Origin of the sequence: Pantoea sp. VS1 (assembly GCF_002207995.1) — a bacterium.
GTDB classification, from domain to species: Bacteria; Pseudomonadota; Gammaproteobacteria; order Enterobacterales; family Enterobacteriaceae; genus Pantoea; species Pantoea dispersa.
Map to the genome: position 1 here is coordinate 247,578 of NZ_NHZE01000005.1, position 25,164 is coordinate 272,741.

Below are 25,164 nucleotides of genomic sequence, written 5' to 3' on the forward strand. Positions count from 1 at the left end.
CAGAGGGAATTAATCACACTGTTTTTGACCTGTCGCAAAGAAGCGCGGCCAGCGCCTGAAAGCCGTGCAGTGGTCAACAGCCGCTACACTGAAAAGTTTTAAGCCACACAAACTTCAGCCGGCTGCAACTTGCTTTGCGTTGCGAAACAGGTTTAATGAGCGTTTTGCGCCATTTCCGGCCCATCGTTTTGCCTTACAAGGATGCCCACCATGCTTCTGCCCCGTACGCTGCTGGCCGTTTTGTGTTCCCTGACGTTTTCCACGCAGGCCGCACCGGCAGGCGATCTGCCGCTGATGCCGTGGCCACAGCAGGTGACGCAGCCCGCAGGCGGTGGCGCGTTTACCCTGACGCCGCAATTCTCGCTGCACATCACCGGCGATCACCTGGAAGGGGCCGAAGCGCGCTGGCGCGCCCGCATTGCGCGGCAAACCGGCTGGGCGCTGCTGCCCGCCAGCCCGGCCAGCGATCGTCCCGCCATTCAGATCCGGATTGCCGACGCGGTCGATCCGCTACCGCAACCGGACAGCGACGAAAGCTACCGTCTGGAGGTCAGTAGCAGTGGCGTACTGCTGCAGGCACCTACCCGTTTTGGCGCGATGCGCGGCATGGAAACCCTGCTGCAGCTGATCGCCAACACCGCCAGCGGCACGCAAATTCCCTTTGTCATCATTGACGATCGGCCGCGCTTCCCGTGGCGCGGCGTGCTGATCGACCCGGTGCGCCACTTCCTGCCGCTGGAAACCCTCAAGCGGCAGATTGATGGTATCGCCGCGGCGCGCATGAATGTGTTTCACTGGCACCTGACCGACGATCAGGGCTGGCGTTTTGCTTCCAGTCACTATCCGCAGCTGCAGCAGCAGGCCAGTGATGGCCTGTTCTACAGCCAGCAGCAAATGCGCGAGCTGGTGCACTATGCCACTCTGCGCGGCGTGCGCGTGGTGCCGGAAATCGATCTGCCCGGCCATGCTTCCGCCCTGGCCGTAGCGATGCCGGAGCTGATGAGCGCGCCGGGGCCATATGCCATGGAGCGCGGCTGGGGGGTATTTAAACCCTTGCTCGATCCCAGCAATGAAGCGGTGTTTCGCTTTATCGACACGTTGATCGGCGAAGTCGCGGCGATCTTTCCCGATCCCTACATTCACATCGGCGGGGATGAAGTCGATCCCAGTCAGTGGAACGCCTCACCGAAGATTCAGCAGTTTATGCGCGACCACGGCCTGCAGGATACCCATGCGCTGCAGGCGTGGTTCAACCAGCGGGTTGAGAAGATTCTCGCTGCGCATCAGCGGCGCATGCTTGGCTGGGATGAGGTGTACCATCCCGACCTGCCGAAAAGTATTGTGATTCAGTCGTGGCAGGGGCAGGACGCGCTGAGCGAAGTGGTAAAGCAGGGGTATCGCGGCATTCTTTCCACCGGTTTTTATCTCGACCAGCCGCAGAGCGCCGCGTATCACTATCGCAATGATCCCTGGCCGCAGGGGCTGAACGGCGTCGATCAACTGCGCGCCGACGATCAGGCGCAAAGCTGGCAGTTCACTATGCCGCGTCTGAAAGGCAGCGCGGTGCAGGGCAGTTTCACTCTGATTGAGAGCAAAAACGGCTGGCGCGGTTTTATCGATTTCAGCGGCAAGGCGCGACGCCAGGTCAGCGACATTCGCTGGCTATCACCGACGCAGCTGACCTTCAGCGTCGACAGCTGGATGGGGCCGTTTCAGCCGGTGGTGACGCTGACGCGTGACAGCCTGACCGGCTACGTGCTGGTGGGCAACGTGCGCTATCCGACCACAGGCAGCAGGCTGGCGCAGATACCGGCCGGTATTGCCCCGGTACTGCCCACGCCCGCTCAGCTGCAGCGTGATTTGCTGGGCGGTGAAGCGGCGCTGTGGGCGGAGAATGTGAATAGCCGGGTGATTGATACGCGACTGTGGCCGCGCGCCTTTGTGGTGGCGGAGCGGCTGTGGTCGGCGCAGGATGTGACCGACAGCGAGAATATGTACCAGCGGCTCAGCGCGATTGATCGCTGGGGGACGGTGTCGGTCGGCCTGCAGCAGCATCAGCAGGCCGAGGTGCAGATGATGCGGCTGGCCAACAGCAGCGATATCACTCCGCTGCGCGTGCTGGCGGAAGTGCTGGAACCCGCGCAATATTACACCCGCCAGCACCTGAAGTTTCAGGCCGGGCATTATGACTATTTTGAGCCGCTGAACCGGCTGGCGGACGTACTGCCGGCCGAGAGCGAGCCGGTGCGGCTGCTGGATAGGCAGGTGGATGCGCTGATTGCCAATCGCGGCGATCATGCTGCCGCCAGCGCCCTGCGCCATCAGCTGCAGCGCTGGCAGCGCAACAGCGATGCGGTGATGCCGCTGGTGCTGGGCAATTATCAGCTGAAAGCACTGCAGCCGCAGGTGCGCCAGGTCGCAGAGCTGAGCCGGATGGGGCTGGATCTGGTGAACGCACTGGAGCGTAACCAGGCCTACGGTGCAGGCGAGGTGGCGCAGATGCACGCCCAGCTGGATGCGGCGGCGCAGGTGCAGGATGAAACGGTGCTGGCGCTGGTGCGACCGCTGGAGAAACTGCTGCGATCGTCGAGATAGGGAAGATCGGAAGTCACGAACTATGCAGGGTCGTCATTGATGACGACCTGGCGATCTCGCCAGGTGCGCACGGATACGCCCCCTGCATGCTGTGTGATTGATGACCGCTAAATCAGCGACGTACCGCGATGGCTTCGATCTCAATCTTCACGTCTTTCGGCAGACGCGCCACTTCCACGCAGGAGCGCGCCGGGAAGCTGGCCTGATGCTCGGTAAAAAACGCTTCATAGGTGGCGTTGACCGTGGCGAAATCGTTCAGGTCTTTGACGAACACGGTGGTCTTCACAATGTCGCCCACCTGCAGGCCAGCGGCCAGCACAATCGCCTTCACATTCTCGAGCGACTGACGCGCCTGCGCGGCGATGTCGTCCGGAACCGCACCGGTGGCCGGATCGACCGGGATCTGGCCGGAGGTGATGATCATGCTGCCGAGATCCACGCCCTGGACGTACGGGCCAATCGCTGCCGGGGCTTTTTCAGTACTGATTTCGCGAGACATTGTTTCTCCTTAGGCATGCGCGGCGAACCCTTGCCCGCCGCGAAAATGTTCGCCCCATTATAGGGAGGAAACGGGCGATTACCAGTGACCGAGCACCACGTGGCGCGCGAACTCTTTCTCGCAGTATTTACACTTCAGGTGCACATCGTCGTCACGCTGCTTCACCGCAAAGCTGGAGAACACCGGCTCGCTGCGGCTGATGCAGTTGCCGTTGGGGCAGGTCAGCACGCGCTCGATGCGTTCCGGCAGCGTCGGTGCGATCTTCGCCACTACTTCATACTCATCAATGCGATTCACCGTGGCGTGCGGCGCGTACACCGCCAGCTGATTGATCTGGTCATCGGTCAGAAAAGTATTTTCGATTTTGATCAGATCTTTACGCCCCATCTCGCCCGACGGCAGATTAAGGCCGATGGTGATGCGCTGATCGGTTTCGGTGAGGCGGAACAGTGACAGTAGCTTAAAGCCGACCTGCGCCGGAATATGGTCGATCACCGTGCCGCGTTTGATGGCTTCAACCTGAAGTTTGTTATCGTGGGTCATCGTTCTGCTCCTTACAGTGCCAGTTCGCTATTCAGTACCAGCGCCAGCAGGGCCTGGCGGGCATAGATGCCGTTGCCGGCCTGCTGGAAATACCAGGCGTGCGGCGTGCTGTCGACATCGGTGGTGATCTCATCAATGCGCGGCAGCGGATGCAGCACCTTCATGTTATCGCGCGCACCGGCCAGGTCGGCTGCCCGCAGGATGAACTGCGCTTTCACGTTGGCATACTCTGAGGGATCGAGACGCTCTTTCTGTACGCGCGTCATGTAGAGAATATCCAGCTCCGGCATCACTTCTTCGATGCTGTCGTGGCGCGACCAGGCAATGTTCTGTTCATCCAGCATATCGGTGATGTAGGACGGCATCGCCAGTGCATCCGGTGCGATGAAGTAGAAGCGGTTGCCGCTGAACTTCGCCAGCGCCTGGGTCAGCGAATGCACGGTGCGGCCATATTTCAGGTCGCCGACCATCGCCACGTTGAGGTTATCGAGGCGGCTCTGGGTTTCCCGGATGGTGAACAGATCGAGCAGCGTCTGCGTCGGGTGCTGGTTGGCGCCGTCGCCGGCGTTAAGGATCGGCACGCCGCCCGAAAACTCCGTGGCCAGCCGCGCCGCGCCTTCCTGCGGATGGCGCATCACAATGGCATCCACATAGGTGCCAATCACCGAGATGGTATCGGCGAGGGTTTCCCCTTTCTTGCCCAGCGAGGTGTTGCTGCCGTCGGCAAACCCCACCACCGACGCGCCCAGCCGGTGCATCGCGGTTTCAAACGACAGGCGGGTGCGCGTTGAAGCCTCAAAGAAGCAGCTGGCGATAACGTTGTGTTTCAGCAGCTCCGGCTGCGGATGGGCTTTCAGCTGGGCGGCGGTATGCAGCACCAGCTCCAGCTCATCGCGGTTGAGGTCGTTGATGGAAATAATGTGCTTGCGATATAGCGGGTTGGCCATAGCTCTCTCCTCTGCGCTGCCGGATTGCGGACAAAAAAAAGCCCCTTTACAGGGGCTTTCTGGCGATCGATGAATGACGGAAAGAAACAGGTGCGCCGCCTGCATTCAGGCGTACGGGAGCGGCAAATTGTGCGCTGCGCTGTTGCATGTTTCCTCCGGCAAATTGTGGCGCATTATACGCATTCACTGAGCCGCATCAAGCAGAAATCACGCGCGAGGTAAACGTTTGCGCCGCGCAGGCTTAGCGCTGACTCAGCGTCGCCACCATCACCGCTTTAATGGTATGCATGCGGTTTTCCGCCTGGTCAAACACCACGCTATGGTCGGATTCAAACACCTCGTTGCTGACTTCCATGCCGTCGTGCAGACCATACTGTTCGGCCATCTGCCGTCCGAGCGTGGTTTGGTCATCATGAAACGCGGGCAGGCAGTGCAGGAATTTCACTTGCGGATTGCCGGTCAGCGCCAGCATCGCGCTGTTCACCTGATAGGGACGCAGCAGGGCGATGCGCTCTTCCCACACCGATTTCGCTTCGCCCATTGATACCCAGACGTCGGTATAGATGAAATCAGCACCCTGCACGCCTTCGGCAATCTCTTCTGTCAGGGTGATTTTGCCGCCGGTGTGCTGCGCTGCCGCGCGGCACTGCGCCACCAGCTCCTCTTCTGGCCAGCAGCCTTTCGGTGCCACCAGCCGCAGATCCAGCCCCACCAGCGCCGCCGCTTCCAGCATGCTGTTGCCCATGTTGTTGCGCGCATCGCCAACGTACACCAGCGTCATCTCGCTCAGCGCTTTGCCCGGCAGATGCTCCTGCATAGTCAGCAGGTCAGCCAGCAGCTGCGTCGGATGGAACTCGGTGGTCAGGCCGTTCCACACCGGCACGCCGGCATATTCGGCCAGCGTCTCTACCAGCGCCTGACCGTAGCCGCGATACTGAATGCCGTCATACATGCGTCCCAGTACGCGCGCGGTGTCTTTCATCGACTCTTTATGGCCGATCTGGCTGCCGCTCGGGCCGAGATAGGTGACGTTAGCGCCCTGATCGTAGGCGGCAACTTCGAAAGAGCATCGGGTACGGGTCGAGTCTTTTTCGAAGATGAGCGCGATGTTTTTGCCTTTCAGGTACTGGGTTTCGCTGGCGTTTTTCTTTGCCTGTTTTAATTCACTGGCGAGTGATAACAAACCGGTGATTTCGGCTGGGGTGAAATCCAGCAATCTCAGGAAATGTCTCGAATACAGCTGACTCATACTGCGCTCCGCATTACATCAATAATGAATTAAAATTCAATCTAACCGTATGAATATGCATTTTCAACCCCAGCGATAAGAAACTTTCTGTTTTGTGTAGTGGCGCGCGAGGCAGTGTGGGAAAATAATTGCATTCACTGCCACCATTTTGAGGACACGCCCATGGCATACGAAGCATTGCTGGAAGAACAGCGCGAAGAGACGCGCCTGATCATTGAAGAGTTGCTGGAAGACGGCAGCGATCCGGATGCGCTTTACACCATCGAGCATCATCTCTCCTGCAACAACTTCGACTCGCTGGAGAAGGCCGCGGTTGACGCGTTCAAGCTGGGCTATGAAGTCACCGAGCCGGAAGAGCTGGAGCTGGAAGACGGCAGCACCGTGATGTGCGTCGACATCCTGAGCGAATCGGCGCTGAAGCCGGAGCTGATTGACGCGCAGGTCGAGCAGCTGGTGAATCTGGTCGGGAAATACAACGTCGATTACGACGGCTGGGGCACCTACTTTGAAGATCCGGATGCCGAAGATGAAGACGACGGCGAAGAGATCGACGACGAAGACGATGACGGTGTGCGTCACTAAGCCCTGACGGGCGGCACGTGCCGCCCGGTAATTTTCCTGCCAGCAAAGAACCTCCGATGAATTACGCTTCGCTATTAGACCCCATTCACCAGTTTTTACAGTGCCGCACGCCGCAGGCGTGGATTGATGAAGCGCGCAAGCCGGAAAATCTCACGCTGCTGCTTACCGATCACATGGTATGCGAGTTGAAAGCGGCGCAGACCGCGGTGTGGCTGATTCGCAAATACGTCGCGGATAAACCCAGTGGCGACGCGATTCTGGCGTGGCTGCAGCCGTACGAAGATTTTATTTTCGGCGAGAATCACGACAGCGATTTTATCAATGCCCACAAGAATCTCAGCAAAAGCATTATTGTGCGCAATGAACTGCCGTGGGCTGATGAGATGGTGGAAAAGATGGTGCTGCTGATCAAAGAGGAGCTGCACCACTTTTATCAGGTGTGGGAAATCATGCAGGCGCGCGGTTTGCCCTATCGCAAGATCACCGCCAGCCGCTACGCCAAAGGGCTGCTGCGTGAAGTGACTACCCATGAACCGGATACGCTGGTGGATAAACTGATTTGCGGGGCGTATATCGAAGCGCGTTCCTGCGAGCGCTTCGCCAGCCTGGCGCCGTATCTGGATGCGCAGCTGGAGAAGTTTTACATCTCACTGCTGCGTTCCGAAGCGCGCCACTATCAGGATTACCTGACGCTGGCGGCACAGATTTCACCGAAGGATATCGCACCGCGCGTGCGGGCGATTGGGGCAGCAGAAGCGCGCTTGATCAGCGAACCGGACGCTGAGCTGCGCTTTCACAGCGGCGTGCCGGCGTTTTGATTTGGTGCGCGCTGGCGAAACTTCCAGACCCAGCCTTCAGGCGTTGTCTTACTAACCGCCTTATCTTTGCATACCTTCTGTGTAAAGACGCTGGGGGTAGTCATTAAGCAGTGAGTCATTAAAGACTTATAAATACCATGGAAGCAGCAATGAATTTGCCCGATCAGATCTTCGCGGCGCGCTGATGGCCCCAGGTCAGGTAGTAGACATCATAAAAATCCACTTCCCCTTTCTGCTGCATCAGGCGATCGATGCCGCTGCGCACGCGCTCGGGCGTGCCTGGATTCTCCAGGATCTTGTCCAGCGCCTGCTGTGAGACCGGCTGCACGTAATACCACTCGCCGTTGTAGCACACGCGCAGATCCAGCGTATCGATGTCCTCAAAGCGGTATTTCGGGTTGATGTCCAGCAGCATCAGAAAACTCATCACCAGCACGAACACCGTGGCGAACCAGAAGGCCGGCCAGCCGAGCATCTCGGTCGAGAAAATCAGCGCCACGCACAGGCCGTAGCACAGGTACATCACGCCCCACAGCCCCGGATGGGTTTTCAGGAAGTTAAAGCTAAAACGCGGCAGATTATCGCGCCGCTCTTCGCGGTTGAGCGTGTCGATTTCATCGATCAGAATTTGTTTAATCGCGTCCATTATTCACCTCTGAATATCACTGCCTGCCAGTAAACCACATAACAGTGAAGGGCGGCAGAGACAGATCAGCGGTGTTTTTTTATAACAGTTTTCCGTAACGCATCAGCTCACCTGCCCGACAATCTGCAGATTGGCATCGTCCGGCACCTCGTTATACGACAGCACATTCAGCCCGCTGGCGAACAGCCGGGCGTAGCGCGCAATCAGCGGCCGCAGCTGCGGCGTCACCAGCAGCACCTGCGTCAGGTTCTGCGCTTTCAGCTGCTCCATCATCACCGGCAGCGTGCTCTGCAGCTGGGTGAGAATGTTAGGGTCGACCGGGAAGCTGTCCAGCGCCACTTTGCCGCCCTGCTGCGCCTGATTGAGCGCTGCCAGCAGCAGGTTTTCCAGGTTGTTATCCAGCGTATAGGCGGACAGCGGTTTGTTGTCCGGCGCAATCGCCGCCACCATGGCGCGGCGCAGCGCGTAACGCACGTCGGAGGTCAGCAGGATCGGATCTTTGGTGATCGCCACGCTCTCCAGCAGCGTGGTGGCAATGGTGGTGATGTCCTTGAGCGATACCTGATCGTTGAGCAGTAGACGATACACCTTGAGCTGCAGACTGTAGTTCACCGCGGCGTTGAGATCCTCTGACAGCTTCGGCGCCACGCTCGCCAGCCGCTGATGCAGCTGAGTAATATCGTCGTAATTGAACAGCTCCGGCAGGTTTTCGCGCACCACTTTGTTGACGTGCGTGGCCACCACGCTGGCGCAGTCGACTACCTGATACCCCAGATTCAGCGCTTTGGCTTTCTGCTCCGGCAGGATCCAGGTCACCGCCATACCGTACGCGGGATCGGTATCCAGCAGGCCGTCGATCTCACCGTACTGATCCGGTGTCGGCAGCGCCATCAGGCGGTCGGCGTGCACTTCGCCCACGGCAGTGCGGACGCCGTTGATCTTGATGGCGTACTGCGACGGCTTTAAGTGGAAATCTTCACGCAGGGCGATCTCCGGCAGCAGCACGCCGCTGGTTTCCGACACCACCTGGCGCACGCCGCGCATACGCTGGGTCAGCGGCGCGCCTTTGCCTTTGTCCACCAGCGTGACCAGCTTGTAGCCCAGGTTAAGGCCGATGGGCTCGACCAGCGGAATATTGTCCCAGCTGATGGTCGGCTGTTCGTCCGGCTGCGCCAGCGCCTGATTGATCGCCTCCATGTCGACATGGCTTTGCGTCGGCTTCTGCACCACGCGGCTCTGGCGCCACGCGGCGAACAGCAGCAGGGCGGTGAAGGCGAGGAACACCATGTGCGGCATGCCGGGCACAATCGCCAGCACAAACATCACGCCCGCAGCGGTATACAGCGTGGCCGGTTTCGCCAGCAGCTGCGACTTCACGTCCTCGCCCATGTCAGCGCCGTCGCTGATGCGCGTCACGATGATCGCCGCCGCCGTCGACAGCAGCAGTGACGGAATCTGCGCCACCAGACCGTCACCGATGGTCAGCAGCACATACTGTTCGAACGCCTGGCCGGCCGGTAAACCGTGTTTGAACACGCCGATCAGGATGCCGCCCAGCACGTTGATCAGCAGGATCATGATGCCGGCGACGGCGTCACCGCGCACAAACTTAGAGGCACCGTCCATCGCGCCGTAGAAGTCCGCCTCGTTGGCCACATCCTGACGCCGTACGCGCGCCTGTTCCTGATTAATCAGCCCGGCGTTAAGATCGGCGTCGATCGCCATCTGTTTGCCCGGCAGCGCGTCGAGGGTAAAGCGCGCCGACACTTCAGAAATACGCTCGGCCCCTTTGGTCACCACCACAAAGTTGATCATTAAACGCGGCAGCAGGAAAGCGCATCACGGGGCTCACGGCGGCGCATGGAAGGTGGCCTTTGCCGACTTCACGCTGGCGATGATGGCGCTGTTTATGGTGCTGTGGATCATGGGCGCCGTCACCGAAGACGAGCGTAAGGAGATTGTCGCGCAGCTTAACGGCACCTCGGTGTTTAACGGTTCCGGCTTTAATCCGTTCGATGTCGAAACCGGACGCGGCTCCGCCATCATTGGTGAAACGCTGGCGATTGCGCCGCCGACCGAGGGCGCCACCGTCAGTGACACCAGCGCGGAAAACAGCGACAACAACGCCAATCAGCCTAAGGAAGATCTGGACAGCGTGCTGTCGCGCTCCGACGCCGAGCTGGCGCAGCTGCGTCAGCAGATCCAGAGCATCATCAACAGCTATCACGCCCAGAACCTGCTGACGCTGGAAACCCTGCCGCAGGGGCTGCGTATCCTGATTCAGGATGACCAGGATCGCATGATGTTTCCGCGCGGCAGCGCGGTGCTGACGCCGTTTTATCAGCGCCTGCTGACCGAACTTGGTCCGGTGTTTAACCGTATCGACAACAAAATCATGATCAGCGGCCACACCGACGCCGCGCAGTACAGCGGCAACGCGGCGTACAACAACTGGAATCTCTCCGGTGACCGTGCGCTGGCGGCGCGGCGCGCGCTGGAGCGCGGCGGGCTGGAAAGCACGCGCGTGCTGCAGGTGAATGCCATGTCATCCCGTATGCCGCTGGACAAAGCCGATCCGCTCAGCGCACGTAACCGCCGTATTGAAATCATGGTGCTCACCGAGGCGGCAGCCGAGACGCTGTTTCAGTTTTATGGTCGCGAAGGGGAGAACGTGGTGAAACCCATCGCTGACCGCCTGCGATAACCTGTCAGTGCCTTTGAATCAACTGTTGATTCTACCGGTGGCGAAATCCACCGGTTTTTTTTTGCCTGTTTTTAGCTGCGGCAGACGCCGGGTAAACGAGGCGCGCCATGGCATGCCACGAAATGTTAAATATGTTAATAAGTAATTTGGCTTTAGTAAGCTAAATCATTCTTTTATGTGAATTTTGCCGGTGTGCGCACATTGCAATGCCCGGTGGCTTTGCCACAATTAGGCAACGTGGCTATCCGGAGAAAGAGTATGTCTGCCCAATCTTCCAGTCTGCTGTTACTGATGTCTTTCGCCGCCGGTACCTTTTCCGCGGGATCGTCAGGTAACCCGCAGCATTTAATGTTATCGCTGCCGTCCGGCGGTGTACCCAATAATCCGCTGCCGCTGATCATCTGGCCGTGCGTGGTGCCGGAAGAGGAGGAGGACAGCGCGGCCTGGTTTGAAAAAACCTTTAGCGCCAGCGGCTGGCCTGCAGCGTGGCGCGCGCCGATTTTTCCTTACACCCACTATCATCCTAATACCCATGAGGTACTGGGCGTCGGCGCGGGCTGGGCGGAAGTGCTGTTTGGCGGCGACAGCGGCCGCATGGTGACGCTGCGTGAGGGGGATGCGGTGCTGATCCCGGCCGGCGTGGGCCATAAACAGGTGTTTGCCTCCGACGACTTTTTCACCGTTGGCGCCTATCCTGAAGGGATGTCACCGGAAACCGTGCGCGACGAACCCTCCCGGCTGCGCGCGTCGAAAGAGCAGATTCAGCGCGTGCCGCTGCCGGATCGCGACCCCTTTACCGGCGGCGAAGGAGCAATGACCGAAATCTGGCTGCCAGTGGCGCAGCAGCTGATGCACCAGTAAGGTGCAAGGCAACGATTATTCGGCGCGGCTCCGCTTTCGGGGCGCGCGTGCCGTTGCGGCGGCGGGCCTCTGGCACACTTTGTGCAGGAGAGAAGTCAGGTCCTCTGACAAGCGCCGGGTAAATCATGAAAGCACGCGACCAGATAGCATCAACCTTCTACGATGAGATGTTGCAGAGCGACGGTCAGCACCGCGCTCACTACCAGCATTACTGGGAATGGTTACAACAGGCGGACAAAGAGGCGGTGGCGCGCAAACGTGAAGAGGCAGAACTGCTGTTTCATCGCGTTGGCATCACCTTCAACGTCTACGGTGACGATGGCGGTGCCGAGCGGCTGATCCCGTTCGACAGCGTGCCGCGCATCATTCCTGCCAGCGAGTGGGCGATGCTGGAACGCGGCATTCGCCAGCGCGTTCAGGCGCTCAACGCCTTCCTGCACGATATCTACCATCAGCAATATATTCTCAAAGCCGGCATCGTGCCGGCCGAGCAGGTGCTGGTTAACGATCAGTATCAGCCCTGTATGCAGGATGTCGATCTGCATCGCCAGATCTACGCGCACATTACCGGTGTCGATATGGTACGCAACAGCGACGGTGACTATTACGTGCTGGAGGATAATCTGCGCACGCCATCCGGCGTCTCTTACATGCTGGAAAACCGCAAAATGATGATGCGCCTCTATCCGGAGCTGTTTGCCGCGCAGCATATCGCGCCGGTGGAGCGCTATCCGTCGCACCTGCTGCAGACGCTGCGCGAAAGCTCGCCGGTTAACGATCCGGTGGTGGTGGTGCTGACGCCGGGACGTTTCAACAGCGCCTACTTCGAACACAGTTTTCTCGCCCAGCAGATGGGCGTGGAGCTGGTGGAGAGCGCCGATCTGTTTGTCAAAGACGGCGCGGTGCTGATGCGTACCACCGCCGGGCCGTGCAAAGTGGATGTGATCTATCGCCGCGTGGATGACGCCTTTCTCGATCCGCTCGCCTTCCGGCCGGATTCGATGCTCGGCGTGCCGGGATTACTGTCGGTATACCGATCCGGCAATGTGGTGCTGGCGAATGCGATCGGCACCGGCGTCGCCGATGACAAGTCGATCTACCCGTACGTGCCGGAGATGATCCGCTACTACCTTGATGAAGATCCGATCCTCAACAATGTGCCCACCTGGCAGTGCCGCAAGCCGCAGGATCTGAGCTACGTGCTGGCCAATCTGGCGCAGATGGTGGTGAAAGAGGTGCACGGTGCCGGTGGTTACGGCATGTTGATTGGCCCGGTCGCCAGCCAGCAGCAGCTGAGCGAGTTTCGCGAACGGCTGCTGGCGCGGCCGGATAATTACATCGCGCAGGATACGCTGTCGCTCTCCACCTGCCCGACATTTATCGACAACGGTCTGGCACCGCGCCATATCGATCTGCGGCCTTTTGCGCTGTACGGCGCGGATATCCGGCTGGTGCCGGGCGGCCTGACGCGCGTGGCGCTGACCGAAGGCTCGCTGGTGGTGAACTCGTCGCAGGGCGGCGGCACCAAGGACACGTGGGTGCTGGAGGATGACACATCATGCTAAGCCGGACGGCCAGTGGCCTTTACTGGATGGCGCGCTATCTGGAGCGCGCAGAACAACTTGCCCGGGTATTGGATGTGACCCATCGCCTGTCGCTGATGCCGGTGCGCAATCGCCAGGGCGACGAACTGCTGTTGCCGCTCAACCTGACCGGCACGCGTCAGCTATTTGAAACCCTCAACGGGCGCTGCACCATGCCGCAGCTGTTTAACTTCTTCGCGCTGGATGAGCGTAACCCGAGCAGTATTTTCAGCTGCTGGCAGGCGGCGTGGAACAACGCGCACGCGGTGCGCGGCAGCCTCTCATCCGAAGTGTGGGAAAGCATTAACTCGACGTGGATTGAGATGCGCAACACGCGCCGCCGCGGCATCTCGCCGGCCGGTGCCGACAGCTTCTTTGACTGGGTGAAAGAGCGTTCGCATCTGTTTCGCGGCGCGATGTCCGGCACGCTGCTGCGCGGCGATGCGCTGCGTTTTATCCGGCTTGGCACGCTGATGGAGCGCAGCGACGGCACCGCGCGGCTGCTGAGCGTTAACCAGCAGCTGCTGGAGCAGCATCCCGACACGGTGCGGGAATATTACTGCCTCGACAGCCTGCTGCGCGCGGTGTCGGCGCGCGAGGCCTACAACGCCATCTTTAAGCAGCAGCTGATGCCGCCGCTGGTCAACGAAATGCTGATCCTGCGCAGCGAAAGTCCGCGCTCGCTGCACTCCTGCATTGAAGAGATCGCCAGCCAGCTGGAGCAGATTGGCAGCAGCGGCGAGGATCGCCCGCGCTATTTCAGTACGGTTCTGCTGGCGGAGATGCGCTTCAGCACCTGGGAGAGCCTGACGCGCGACGGCCTGCAGCCGTGGCTGGACCATTTTCTCAGCCGCATCAACGCGCTGGCGGAGAGCATCAATCACACCTATCTGGAGGCGAAATGAGACTGAACATTGAGCATAAAACCTGGTACGCCTATGAGCAGCAGGTAAAACTCAGCACCCAGTATCTGCGCCTGACGCCGCAGAATTCGGTGCACCAGCAGGTGCTGTCGTGGCAGCTCGATCTGCCGTGTGAGGCGACGCGCACGCTGGATGCTTACGGCAACGTGCTGCACGTGCTGACGCTGGACAGGCCGCATCAGCTGCTGGAGATTGCCGCGCGCGGCGTGGTCGAGATTCTGGATGCCAGCGAGCTGGCGCCGGATCCGCAGTCGACTCTGTCGCCGCTGGTGTTTCTGCGCGCCACGCCGCTGACCCAGCCGGACGGGGCAATCCGCGACTTCGCCCGGCGCTACTGGCAGGCGGAGAAACCGCTCGCCAGCCTGGAAAAACTGATGGACGAGCTGCTGCTGAAAATGCCGTACCAGCCCGGCAGCACGCAGGTAAGCGACAGCGCGGCGAAAGTGTTTGCTGCCGGCAGCGGCGTTTGCCAGGATCACAGCCACGTGTTTCTCGCCTGCTGTCGCAGCCTGGGGATCCCGGCGCGCTACGTCAGTGGCTATCTGTATACTGACAACGTTGAACACGTTGCTACCCACGCCTGGGTTGAAGCCTGGCTGGATGGCAGTTGGCACAGCTTTGATATCACCAATAACACGCGCAGTACGCGGCAGCATTTGCGGCTGGCGGTAGGCGTCGACTATCTCGATGCCTGTCCGGTGCGCGGCATTCGTCTGGGCGGCGGCGGTGAAGATATGCTGGCGGTGGCTGCGGTGCAACAGGTGCACGGGCAGCAGTAATCGGAACAGGCGTAACTATGACTTATTGTGTGGCAATGCGTTTATCGGCCGGGATGATTTTTGTCTCGGATTCACGCACCAATGCGGGCGTGGATCATATCTCCTCGTTTCGCAAACTGCATGTGTTTCAGGTGGACGATGAGCGCACGCTGGTGCTGCAAAGCGCCGGCAATCTGGCGACGACGCAGAGCGTGATGAGCCTGCTGCGGCGCAACTGCAACGACAGCGAACAACCCAATCTGCTCAACGGGCGTTCACTGTACGACATTGCGCTGCTGGTAGGCGCCACGCTGCGTGAAGTGATTGCGCGCGACGGCGAGGAGTTTGGCGGCACGCTGCTGCTGGGCGGGCAGATTCGCGGCGAAGAGCCTCGGCTGTTCCAGATCTATCCGCAGGGCAACTTTATTGAAGCCAGCGTCGACACGCCGTACTTCCAGATTGGTGAGAGCAAATACGGTAAGCCAATTATTGACCGCGTGCTGCGCTATGAGACCTCGCTCAGCCAGGCGATGCAGTGTGCGCTGATCTCCATGGATTCGACGCTGGCGAGTAACATCTCCGTCGGCCTGCCGCTCGACGCGATGGTTTACCACAGCGACAGCTTTAGCGACAGCGAGCAGTACCACATCACCGAACAGCATCCCTACTTTTCCCAGATCCGCCAGCTGTGGAGTAAAGGGTTGCTGAGCGTGTTCTCTCAGCTGCCGCCGCTCAAGCTCTGACCTGCTGCCCGGTCGTCACGCTGGCGGACCGGGCCGGGTTTGACTCACACCAGCTCATTGGCGCGCGCCGCCGTATTAATTCCGCTAATCCCTTTCAGGCCGAGCTTACGCAGAATTTTAATTTTATAAGTGCTGATGGTTTTACTGCTCAGCTGTAATTGCGAGGCGATCTCTTTATTACTCATCCCGGAGGCCAGTTTCACCAGCACAATCAATTCGCGGCGCGTTAAACTCATCAATTTCTCGCTTTCAATCAGCTCGGCGGCATCCGCCGCACTGTGCGTGACCGGATAAAAACGTTTTCCGCGCTCGACTTCTTTTATTGCTGTCAATAAAGTTTCCAAATCGCCGCGTTTACACACATAGCCTTCTACCCCTAACTGCAGGCAACAGCGTTGATAAAACAGGCTTTCTGAGGCGGTAAAAACAATGATTTTTTGCTGCGGCAAAATACGTTTAATGTCGGCAATCAGCGGAATGCCTGCGCGGCCGGGCATGGTCAGGTCCAGCAGCACTACGTCTGGCTGCGCATGATGTAATTCGCTAATCAATAAATCGCCTTTGTTGGCAATGCCCGCAACCGAATAGTCATAAGCGTGCAGCAGTGCCTGAATACCCGCACAGATTAATGGGTGGTCATCAACTATAAATACCGAATGAATCATATGTGTAGTCCAAAAATAAACAAAAAAAGAACGAAAGGAATAAACACCGATGAAAATTCATTAGCAGAGGTGTGACCAGATTAATTCACGGGTCTTAAGAATAAGATTTAAGTCCTGTCTGGAAAATTCTCATTTAAGGTAAATTTGACTTTTTTATGCGCCAGCACAAAGCGCGCCGATACTTTTTCCTGTCCGCATCTGCCGTGGTCATAAATCTGAAAACAAGCCGTTTTAACGTCAGGGGAATAAACCGCTGCGTATAAAAAGGTGCACCATGTTTTCCGTTGATCAGCTTCTCAATACTTACTGGCCAGGCCAGCAGCCGGCGCACTGGCAGAAAAGCCTGCTGAAGTGGGCGGTGCGTGAACAGGAGTTTCAGGACTTTGCCCAGCGCTATCCGCATCTGAAAGGGGTGGATATGGTGGAGCAGGTGCTGGAACACCTGGATGTGCGCTGTGAGCTCAGCGAACGCGACCTTGAACAGATCCCGACGCACGGGCCGGTGGTGATCGTTGCCAACCATCCGCTTGGCGCGCTGGACGGCCTGGCGCTGCTGGCGGCGGTATCGCAGGTGCGGCGCGACGTGAAAATCGTTGCCAACCGCATGCTGATGATGCTGGAGCCCATCAACAACCTGATGCTGCCGGTGGATAACATGGGCAACCGCACCAGCCGCGAGCAGCTGACGCGCATGCAGCAGCATCTCGACAACCAGGGCGCGCTGATCATCTTCCCGGCCGGTGAAGTCTCGCGCCTGTCCAGCCGCGGCGTGCGTGACCGCCACTGGCACCACAGTTTTCTGCGCCTCGCCGCCCGCGCCCGCGCGCCGCTGGTACCGGTGCACGTAGTCGGACGTAACAGCCTGGCGTTTTACGCCGCGGCGAAGGTGGCGGCACCGCTGGCGTTGCTGATGCTGGTGCGCGAAATGTTCCGCCAGCGCGGCACGCGCATCAAACTGCATATCGGCGAGCAGATTCCCTTCGCCAACTGGCACGATGGCCATACGCCGGGCAAAGAGCTGGCGAAGCGGCTGCGCAAGCATCTGTACCGCATCGGCCAGGGACGGCGCGGTCTGTTTCTTACCGAAGCCGCCATCGCCCGCCCGGAAGATCGCGCTGAGCTGAAAAAAGCGTTACTGGAAAGTGAACGGCTCGGGACGCTGCCGGACGGCAAACAGATCTATTTGTGGCGGCGCAACGGGGCCAGCTGGGTGCCGCTGCTGCGTGAACTGGGCCGGCTGCGCGAAATCGCCTTCCGCGCGGTGGGCGAGGGCAGCGGCCGGCGGCGCGATCTCGACAAGTATGACGATGATTACTATCACCTGATTTTGTGGGATGACGAGGCGCTGGAGATTGTCGGGGCCTACCGCTTTATTCCCGGCGCCGAGCAGCTGGCGCGGCGCGGGCTGCAGGGCATCTACAGCGACAGCCTGTTCCACTATGATGAGCGCATGCTGCCGATTATTCAGCAGGGGCTGGAGCTGGGACGTAGCTTCATTCAGCCGGCCTACTGGGGCAAGCGCGGGCTGGATTATTTATGGATGGGCATCGGCGCTTACATTGCGCGCTATCCGCAGACGCGCTACCTGTTTGGCCCGGTATCAATCTCCGGCACCATGCCGCTGGCGGCGCGCGATCTGCTGGTGGCGTTTTACCGTCTCTACTTTCCGACCGACCTGCCGCTGGCGAAATCGCGCCGCCCTTATCCGGCGTCGCTGCCGGAGGTGCTGGCGCAGTTCACCGGCGATAACTATGCCGACGATTTGCGTCGTCTCAAGCATTTGCTGGCTAATCTCGGTACCGCGATTCCGACGCTGTACAAACAGTATTCGGAAGTGTGCGAGCCGGGCGGCGTGCAGTTTATCGATTTCGGCAGCGATCCGGATTTCAATCACTGCATTGATGGTCTGGTGCTGGTCGATCTGTCACGCGTAAAACCCGCGCGTTATGAGCGCTATATCGGCATGCATTTAACCTGAACGCGCCAGATGACGTCAGTTAATGCCACCTGACAGCACGCCGCCGGAGAATCTCCGCGCGGCGTGCTGTCAACTTTGCGCAATAAATCCACTATCCCACTGAACATTTTCTCGCCACTGCCGATAACCACACTACCAACTTTTGTCTGCGGATGATTTGCGCTTGTAAGCGATGCGCTTTTGCGTTTAAGTCTGCCTGAAGATTAAGAATTATCTTAACTGCGCATCGAGACCAGGCCAGCATAGGCGAACAACAATGAACAATAACTCTGACGTAATGTACCGGCTACTGGTGCAGAGCGTGGTGGATTACGCCATCTACATGATTAAGCCGGATGGCACGGTGGCTAACTGGAACACCGGGGCGCAACGCGCCAAAGGCTATACCCCCGAAGAGATCGTCGGGAAGAATTTTGCGCTGTTTTACAGTGAAGAGGATCGGCGCAACGGCGCGCCGCAGCGCGGTCTGGCCATCGCCACCGCCACCGGGCGCTATGAAACCGAAGGCTGGCGCTATCGCAAGGACGGCAGCGCTTTCTGGGCGCACGTGGTGATTGACGCCATCCGCGATGAGTACGGCGAACTGCTGGGCTTTGCCAAAATCACCCGCGACTGCACTGAACAGCAGGCGCAGCAGCGTAAACAACAGGAACAGGAGCAGCGTTTCCGTTTATTGGTTGAAGGCGTAACGGACTACGCCATCTACATGCTCGACCTTGACGGCAACGTCGAAAACTGGAACGCCGGCGCGCAGCGCGCCAAAGGCTATGTGGCTGAAGAGATTGTCGGTCAGCACTTCTCGCGCTTCTACAGCGCACAGGATCGCCTGAACCATATCCCGGAACGCAACCTGACCACCGCGTTTAAAACCGGTCGCTTTGAAGACGAAGGCTGGCGTTATCGCAAAGATGGCAGCGCCTTTTGGGCGCACGTGATCATCGACGCGATTCGCGATGACGCCGGCAAACTGATCGGCTATGCCAAAATCACCCGCGACTGCACCGAACAGCAGGCGCTGCTGCGCAAGCAGCGTGAATACGAGAAAACCTTCCGCCTGTTAGTGGAAGGCGTGACGGATTACGCCATCTACATGCTGGATTTACAGGGCCGGGTGGTGAACTGGAATGCTGGCGCGCAGCGCGCCAAAGGCTACATGGCTGACGAGATCGTGGGCCAGCACTTCTCCGTGTTCTACGGCTCACCGGAACGTCAGGCGCGTACGCCGGATGCCAATCTGGGCATCGCGCTGAAAACCGGTCGCTTTGAGGACGAGGGCTGGCGCTACCGCAAAGATGGCTCCGCCTTCTGGGCGCATGTGGTGATTGACGCGATTCATGATGAAGAGGGCAAAATGATCGGCTTTGCCAAGATCACCCGCGACGTCACCGAGCGGCGTGAGCACGAGCAGCAGCTGCTGCGCGCGCGCGATCTGGCGCAGGTGCAGAGCGCCAAAATGTCGGAGCTTTCCGGCTTCCTCGACACCATCATCAGCAACATTCCCTCCTGCGTGATCGTCGAAGACGCCATCAGCCGCGAAATCCTGATGGTGAATGACAAAGCCGAGCAGCTGTTTGGCTTCAGTAAGTCGCTGATTATGCATAAGCGGCCGCACGAATGTATGTCGGCGGAACTGAGTGACTACTTCAACAGCCTGGCGGATATCGCGCTGCGCAGCGAAGGCATCCACGCGCGCGAGCAGCTGTTACTGACCGCTGGCGGTGAGCGGGTGCTGCACACCCGCGCCACCACCATCAGCGGCAAAGACATGCGGCAGAATTACGTGATGCTGATTGTGGAAGATGTCACCGATCAGCGCGAAGCCGATGCGCGCATTCGTCACATGGCGCATCACGATAATCTTACCAGCCTGCCGAACCGCATCCTGTTTCGCCAGAAGCTGAGCGAGGCGCTGCGCGTCGATCAGCAGCAGGGCCAGACCAGCGCCACGCTGTGTCTCGATCTGGATAACTTTAAGAACGTGAACGACGCGCTGGGGCATCAGATCGGTGACGATCTGCTGCGCGTGGTGGCGAAGCGGCTGCGCAGCGTACTGCGCGATCAGGACACGCTGGCGCGCATCGGCGGCGATGAGTTTGCCATCGTGCTGCCCAACGTGCGTAACGCCGATGAGGCTGCGATCGTGGCGCAGCGCCTGATCGAGGCGATCCGCCCGCCGGTGAATGTTGAAGGCCACAACCTGTCGGTCGGGCTGAGCGTCGGCATCGCGCTGACCTCGCAGGCCACCAATACGCCGGAACACATGCTGCGCTGCGCCGACATGGCGCTGTATGAAGCCAAGCGCAACGGCCGTAACCGCTATGAGCACTTTACGCTGGAGATGGATAATGTGGCGCGCAGCCGCCGGGTGATCGAGAACGATCTGCGCGAGGCAATTACCGGACGGCAGCTCAAGCTCTACTATCAGCCGATCACCAACGAAACCGGCATCATTGGCTATGAGGCGCTGATGCGCTGGCATCATCCGATCAAAGGGTTGATCATGCCGAATGACTTCATTCCAATTGCCGAAGAGACCGGCCTGATCCATATGCTCGGCGCCTATGCGCTGTACGAAGCCTGCCGCGAGGCGCAGAGCTGGGAAACCGAACAGTCGGTGTCGGTCAACCTGTCGCCGCTGCAGTTTAAGAACAGCTCGCTGGTGTCGGTGGTGGAGGGCGCGCTGCGCGAATCCGGCCTGGCGCCGCATCGGCTGGAGGTGGAGATCACCGAATCGGTGCTGCTGGATGACACGCTCGGCAATATTCGTACGCTGCAGAGCCTGAAAACGCTGGGCGTGCAGATTGCGCTCGACGACTTCGGCACCGGCTACTCGTCGCTCAGCTATCTGCGTTCGTTCCCGTTCGATAAGATCAAAATCGACAAGTCATTTATCAATGATATGGGCGACAGCCGCGAGGCGCTGGCGATCATCCGCGCGATTACCGGCATGAGCCGCAGCCTGGATATTCAGATCACCGCAGAGGGCGTGGAGAGTAATGAGCAGTTTGTCCGCCTGCGCGAAGAGGGCTGTACGCTGTTTCAGGGCTACCTGTTTGGCCGGCCACAGCCGTCGGAGCTCAGACTGAAGGCGCTGGAGTAAGCACAAAAAAACGCCCGACAGAGTCGGGCGTTGTGCATGCTGCTGTGCATAATCTTTATTATCTTTACTGGCCGTGGCCTTCGACGTTCATGCGGCCCAGATCTTTGTCCACCAGGAACAGACCTTCGCCTTTGTTGCCCACCAGCGCCAGCTTGTCCAGCACGGTTTTGAACAGCTTCTCTTCTTCATGCTGCTCGGCAACGTACCACTGCAGGAAGTTAAAGGTGGAGTAATCCTGCGAAGTCAGCGCGGCGTGCACCAGCTCGTTGATTTTGCTGGTGATCAGCTGCTCGTGCTTCAGCGCTTCTTCCAGTACGTCATTCAGCGAGTTCCAGCTTACCGCCGGCGCGGCGATGCTGCCCAGCACCGGCAGTGAGCCGGCATCGCTGACGTAATCAAACAGCTTCTGCATATGCTGCATCTCTTCGCGCGAGTGCATTTTCAGGAAGGAGGCGGCACCTTCGAAGCCTTTATCGCTGCACCAGGCGCTCATCTGCAGATAGAGGTTGGCGGAGAAGAATTCGAGGTTAAGCTGGTCGTTCAGGCGTGAGGTCATTTCAGCGGTTAACATGGCTGAGTCCTTTTTAATTTGTCAGGTGAAGTACGGCGAATTATGCATCAATCTATACTTTTTTGTGAAGGTTTTTTCGTAAAAAAGTTGAATTTATCTTATTGATTATAAATGGAATTATTCCGCTAGTTGAATGCGAAGAATTCTCAACTTTGACTAATTTTCATTCACAGTCCGCAGCACTATTTTAGTGCAGTTGCGTTGCCTGCTGGCGGTGCAGCGCACAACCGCACCGATCACTTCTTCGCCAGTCAACCCGCCGATAAAATAAGCACTGGCGCGACCGGCAATAAACCTGGCACGGCGATATAAACGCTTATTCCGGCTGCTGCTTGTTACTGAACAAAATTAGCCATAGCGAAATTAAAGAAAGTGCGCGTTGGCATAAATCCTGCTTGGTTAATAGTTCCGTATATTGCAACCACGTCTGGCAGAAATAGGGTCAGCAGGAGAAAAGATGTCTGAAGAAAAAATCATCGCAGCGCCACAAACGGTCACGGCGAGCGCCGGAAATTATCTCGCGCTGATACTGGCAATACTGTTTTTTTCCGGTTTGCTTTATAAGGTCGAAGGCTTTAGCTGGCTGGGCGCGTTTGATTTCACCACGCTGGGCGGCAGCTTTGGCACCATCAAAGAATCAGGTTCCACCTTTCTTGGTGCCGGTGGCATCAGCGCCAAAGCCGGCTTCCTGTTCGCGCTGTCGCTGGCACCCACTGTGATGCTGGCGCTGGGCGTGCTGGAGATTTTCACCCACTACGGCGCGATTCGTGCCGCCCACACGCTGCTGACGCCACTGCTGAAACCGCTGATGGGGTTGCCGGGACGCTGCGGCCTGGCGCTGATTACCGATCTGCAAAGTACCGATGCCGGCGCGGCGCTCACCAAAGAGATGGCGGATCAGCAGCAAATCGGTAAAAAAGAGCTGGTGGTGATGAGCGCCTGGCAATATTCCGGTGCCGGACTGATCAATAATTATTTTGCCATTGGCTCGGCGCTATTTGCGTCCATGAGTGCGCCGATCATTATTCCGCTGCTGTTAATGTTTGTGCTGAAATTCGTCGGTGCGGCATTTGTCCGTTTTGTGTTAAACAGTGTTTATAAGAAGGATTTTGCTGATGTCAAATAATGTACAGACGCGGGTCAATAATAATCCGTTTGATATTTTTATTGTCGGCGCGCGTAAAGGCTTCCATATTGCTATTCACAATCTGATGCCCAATGTGGTGATGGCCTACGTACTGGCGGAAGTGCTGAATCTGCTCGGCATCATGCAGTTTCTTGGCCACGCGTTTGCGCCGCTGATGGGGATTTTCGGTTTGCCCGGCGAGGCGATTACCGTGCTGCTGACCGCATGGCTGTCATCCTCGGCCAGCGTCGGGGTGGCGGTGAGCCTGATGGCCAAAGGCCTGCTGAGCGGTACCGACATCACTATCCTCGCACCGGCGATTTTTCTTATGGGTTCGCAGTTGCAGTACATGGGCCGCCTGCTGGGCGTCGCCGATGTGCCGAAAAAATACTGGCCGCTGCTGATGCTCACCAGCATTATCAATGCGGTTATCGCAATGTTCGTGATGCGTTTTTTTGTTTAGGAGCGAAACGGTGTCCAGAGTTCTCGATCACTACCATTTTCTGCATGAAATCCCCGAGCTGGGGTTTCAGGAAGTTAAAACCTCGGCCTACATCGCCGGCCAGCTGGAACAGGCTGGCATTAAGGTCACGCGCGGCATCAACCAGACCACCGGCATCGTGGCAGAGATCGACAGCGGCGTGCCGGGCGCGGTGCTGGCATTGCGCGCCGACATGGATGCGCTCGGGCACGTGATCGACGGCGTTGCCTGCGCCCGCCATACCTGCGGCCATGACGGCCACTCGTCGGTGGTGCTGACCGCCGCGCAGGAGCTGCTGCAGGAAGGCGCTATTAAAAAAGGGCGGCTGAAGCTGCTGTTCCAGCCGGCTGAAGAGCTGGGGGCCGGCGCGCTGGCGATGATTGAGGGCGGCGCGCTGGATGACGTGGAGATGATCCTCGGCTTCCATTTGCGCCCGCTGGAGGAGTGCCAGGTCGGGCAGGCGACGCCTGCGGTGATCTATTCAGCGTGCAGCACGCTGGAGGCCACCATTAAAGGTGTCCCGGCCCATGCCGCGCGACCGCATCTTGGCGTCAACGCGCTTGATGCGGCAGTCCAGGCGGTGCAGGCGGTGAATAGCATTCATCTGGCACCGGGCCTCACCTGGAGCGTGAAAGCGACGCGCTTCCTGTGCGACGCCGGCGTGACCAACTCGGTGCCGGACGAGGCGCGCGTGGTGTGGGATCTGCGTTCGCAGGAGAACGCGCCGATGGAACTGCTTAAAGAGAAAGTCAGCCAGGCGATTCAGCACAGCGTGGCCGCGCTGGGCGCAACCGCTGAAGTGGTGGTGCTGAAAGAGATGCCGGCGGCGGAAATTGATGCCGATGCCACCGCGCTGCTGAGCGCCGCGATTGTCGATGTGCTCGGCGAGCAGGGATTACTGGCGGCGAAAACCACGCCGGGCAGCGAGGATTTCTTCTACTATCCGGTGAAAAATCCGCAGGTGAAAGCCGGTTTCTGGGGGCTGGGAACCAATCTGGTGCCGGGACTGCATCACCCGCAGATGCGCTTTGAGCTGAATTCGCTGGAGATCGGTGTGAAAATCTTCAAGGCGGCAGTGGTGCGCATGCTGGGGTAACGCGCCTCAGCGCGCGCCCGCGCCTACGGTCTGGTTCCACACCATCTCATCGAGCAAAATCGAGCTGTGCTGGCTGGTCTCAATCACCATTGAGACCGGCTTCATGCCGGCGAAGCAGAACACTTCGTGGCGCTTTTTGCTGGCGTTCAGGCGACGAAACGCCACGATGCGTCCGGCACGGTTGTAGAAGCGCACTTCGCTAAAGTAGGTGTTGAGACCGATGTAGCTCAGCACCAAATCGTGCAGCGGCGGCAGATCAAACTTCACCAGCGTCTGCCGCTCAATCACCAGCGCGCACTTGTCACTGTCGGCGTGATACGGTGCTAACGACACCGCGCCCCGGCGGGCGGTGACCGACAGCGCGGCGTCCAGCATGTACGGATACTCCGGGACAAAATGCTGACCGGCAGAAAAACCGGGACGCGGCGTGAGCAGATAATGCAGGTGCGCCGGCAGGCTGCTGCGGGAAAAATCAGCGCGGCCGGTGGCAGGCAGCACTGGGTTATCCGGCGCGTTGATCAGCAGCATCTCGCCGGGTTTGCAGTACATCTGCGCGGGCGACGACAGGGCGGCGTTTCGGTGCGACGGGCTGTAGGTATGTGGGTTAAGCTGTAGGGTCATTTTGCTGTCCTTGCCGGGGTGACGGTTCCGGACAGGCATTCTCAGCCAGACATCGCTTAGTGTTTACAAGACATG

The 25,164-nt window shown here is 58.9% G+C and carries 22 protein-coding genes and 1 pseudogene; 14 read left to right on the top strand and 9 right to left on the bottom strand.

Annotated elements, in window-relative coordinates:
* The first annotated feature begins 210 nt into the window (after positions 1-210).
* Entirely contained in the window at positions 211-2,595 is a 2,385-nt protein-coding gene (locus CBW22_RS03535) for a beta-N-acetylhexosaminidase (RefSeq protein ID WP_088516036.1), read from the top strand.
* Positions 2,596-2,707: 112 nt separating this feature from the next.
* Here CBW22_RS03535 and ridA read toward each other — a convergent pair whose 3' ends face one another.
* The 4 genes from ridA to argF all read right to left on the bottom strand — a co-directional run bounded on the left by ridA (position 2,708) and on the right by argF (position 5,833).
* Positions 2,708-3,094 (bottom strand): 2-iminobutanoate/2-iminopropanoate deaminase, encoded by a 387-nt coding sequence (gene ridA / locus CBW22_RS03540; protein WP_010615965.1) that lies wholly within the window; start codon positions 3,092-3,094, stop codon positions 2,708-2,710.
* Between the two features lie 78 nt (positions 3,095-3,172).
* Positions 3,173-3,637 carry an aspartate carbamoyltransferase regulatory subunit gene (pyrI, locus tag CBW22_RS03545; protein WP_010615964.1) on the bottom strand — a complete coding sequence of 155 codons (465 nt, stop codon included), beginning with the start codon at positions 3,635-3,637 and terminating at the stop codon, positions 3,173-3,175.
* A gap of 11 nt (positions 3,638-3,648) precedes the next feature.
* Positions 3,649-4,584, bottom strand: coding sequence for an aspartate carbamoyltransferase (gene pyrB / locus CBW22_RS03550; protein WP_058770675.1), 936 nt, complete (start codon positions 4,582-4,584; stop codon positions 3,649-3,651).
* Positions 4,585-4,825: 241 nt separating this feature from the next.
* A complete protein-coding gene (gene argF / locus CBW22_RS03555; protein WP_021507679.1) occupies positions 4,826-5,833 on the bottom strand; it encodes an ornithine carbamoyltransferase in 1,008 nt (335 codons plus the stop codon).
* A 162-nt stretch (positions 5,834-5,995) separates the two neighbouring features.
* Between argF and rraB the strand changes: the two genes are divergently transcribed.
* Both rraB and miaE read left to right on the top strand, forming a co-directional pair.
* The gene (rraB, locus tag CBW22_RS03560) at positions 5,996-6,415 is read left to right on the top strand and encodes a ribonuclease E inhibitor RraB (RefSeq protein ID WP_010615961.1); all 420 of its coding nucleotides are present in this window, start codon (positions 5,996-5,998) and stop codon (positions 6,413-6,415) included.
* Positions 6,416-6,471: 56 nt separating this feature from the next.
* On the top strand, positions 6,472-7,233 hold the full coding sequence (gene miaE / locus CBW22_RS03565) for a tRNA isopentenyl-2-thiomethyl-A-37 hydroxylase MiaE (protein ID WP_088516037.1): 762 nt from the start codon (positions 6,472-6,474) through the stop codon (positions 7,231-7,233).
* A 163-nt stretch (positions 7,234-7,396) separates the two neighbouring features.
* Here the strand turns inward: miaE and CBW22_RS03570 are convergent, their stop codons facing one another.
* Together CBW22_RS03570 and CBW22_RS03575 are read right to left on the bottom strand one after the other, a co-directional pair.
* Positions 7,397-7,879, bottom strand: coding sequence for a YlaC family protein (locus CBW22_RS03570; protein ID WP_021507677.1), 483 nt, complete (start codon positions 7,877-7,879; stop codon positions 7,397-7,399).
* Between the two features lie 102 nt (positions 7,880-7,981).
* Positions 7,982-9,697, bottom strand: a pseudogene (locus CBW22_RS03575) (flagellar biosynthesis protein FlhA); the annotation flags it as partial.
* Between CBW22_RS03575 and lafU the strand changes: the two are divergent.
* From lafU to CBW22_RS03605, 6 genes are all read left to right on the top strand, one after another.
* Entirely contained in the window at positions 9,669-10,583 is a 915-nt protein-coding gene (gene lafU / locus CBW22_RS03580; protein ID WP_088516086.1) for a putative lateral flagellar export/assembly protein LafU, read from the top strand. The pseudogene CBW22_RS03575 and the gene lafU sit on opposite strands and share 29 nt — an antisense overlap.
* A 258-nt stretch (positions 10,584-10,841) precedes the next feature.
* On the top strand, positions 10,842-11,444 hold the full coding sequence (locus tag CBW22_RS03585; RefSeq protein ID WP_021507674.1) for a hypothetical protein: 603 nt from the start codon (positions 10,842-10,844) through the stop codon (positions 11,442-11,444).
* A gap of 125 nt (positions 11,445-11,569) precedes the next feature.
* Positions 11,570-13,009 (top strand): circularly permuted type 2 ATP-grasp protein, encoded by a 1,440-nt coding sequence (locus CBW22_RS03590; RefSeq protein ID WP_058770669.1) that lies wholly within the window; start codon positions 11,570-11,572, stop codon positions 13,007-13,009.
* On the top strand, positions 13,003-13,932 hold the full coding sequence (locus CBW22_RS03595) for an alpha-E domain-containing protein (RefSeq protein ID WP_088516039.1): 930 nt from the start codon (positions 13,003-13,005) through the stop codon (positions 13,930-13,932). Before CBW22_RS03590 ends, CBW22_RS03595 begins: the two co-directional genes overlap by 7 nt.
* Positions 13,929-14,729: a transglutaminase family protein gene (locus CBW22_RS03600; RefSeq protein ID WP_058759558.1), complete on the top strand. Its 801-nt coding sequence runs from the start codon at positions 13,929-13,931 to the stop codon at positions 14,727-14,729. The genes CBW22_RS03595 and CBW22_RS03600 overlap by 4 nt, the downstream gene beginning before the upstream one ends.
* Positions 14,730-14,746: 17 nt before the next feature.
* Entirely contained in the window at positions 14,747-15,451 is a 705-nt protein-coding gene (locus tag CBW22_RS03605) for a proteasome-type protease (RefSeq protein ID WP_031279727.1), read from the top strand.
* A gap of 44 nt (positions 15,452-15,495) precedes the next feature.
* On the opposite strand, the gene CBW22_RS03610 is transcribed toward CBW22_RS03605, so the two are convergent.
* Positions 15,496-16,116, bottom strand: a complete 621-nt coding sequence (locus CBW22_RS03610) for a response regulator transcription factor (RefSeq protein WP_021507669.1) — start codon at positions 16,114-16,116, stop codon at positions 15,496-15,498.
* A gap of 274 nt (positions 16,117-16,390) precedes the next feature.
* On the opposite strand from CBW22_RS03610, the gene CBW22_RS03615 reads away from it, so the two are divergent.
* A complete protein-coding gene (locus CBW22_RS03615; protein WP_021507668.1) occupies positions 16,391-18,094 on the top strand; it encodes a lysophospholipid acyltransferase family protein in 1,704 nt (567 codons plus the stop codon).
* Between the two features lie 256 nt (positions 18,095-18,350).
* The gene (locus CBW22_RS03620) at positions 18,351-21,194 is read left to right on the top strand and encodes a sensor domain-containing protein (RefSeq protein WP_088516040.1); all 2,844 of its coding nucleotides are present in this window, start codon (positions 18,351-18,353) and stop codon (positions 21,192-21,194) included.
* A gap of 64 nt (positions 21,195-21,258) precedes the next feature.
* On the opposite strand, the gene ftnA is transcribed toward CBW22_RS03620, so the two are convergent.
* A complete protein-coding gene (gene ftnA, locus CBW22_RS03625) occupies positions 21,259-21,765 on the bottom strand; it encodes a non-heme ferritin (RefSeq protein ID WP_021507666.1) in 507 nt (168 codons plus the stop codon).
* A gap of 457 nt (positions 21,766-22,222) precedes the next feature.
* Between ftnA and CBW22_RS03630 the strand changes: the two genes are divergently transcribed.
* The 3 genes from CBW22_RS03630 to CBW22_RS03640 are packed head-to-tail and all read left to right on the top strand — an operon-like array spanning position 22,223 to position 24,468.
* Positions 22,223-22,891 (top strand): nucleoside recognition domain-containing protein, encoded by a 669-nt coding sequence (locus CBW22_RS03630; RefSeq protein WP_088516041.1) that lies wholly within the window; start codon positions 22,223-22,225, stop codon positions 22,889-22,891.
* A complete protein-coding gene (locus CBW22_RS03635; RefSeq protein ID WP_021507664.1) occupies positions 22,881-23,354 on the top strand; it encodes a YjiG family protein in 474 nt (157 codons plus the stop codon). The genes CBW22_RS03630 and CBW22_RS03635 overlap by 11 nt, the downstream gene beginning before the upstream one ends.
* Positions 23,355-23,364: 10 nt before the next feature.
* Positions 23,365-24,468 carry a M20 peptidase aminoacylase family protein gene (locus tag CBW22_RS03640; protein ID WP_088516042.1) on the top strand — a complete coding sequence of 368 codons (1,104 nt, stop codon included), beginning with the start codon at positions 23,365-23,367 and terminating at the stop codon, positions 24,466-24,468.
* A 6-nt stretch (positions 24,469-24,474) separates the two neighbouring features.
* Here the strand turns inward: CBW22_RS03640 and CBW22_RS03645 are convergent, their stop codons facing one another.
* Positions 24,475-25,089: a hypothetical protein gene (locus CBW22_RS03645; protein WP_088516043.1), complete on the bottom strand. Its 615-nt coding sequence runs from the start codon at positions 25,087-25,089 to the stop codon at positions 24,475-24,477.
* Between the last annotated feature and the right edge of the window lie 75 nt (positions 25,090-25,164).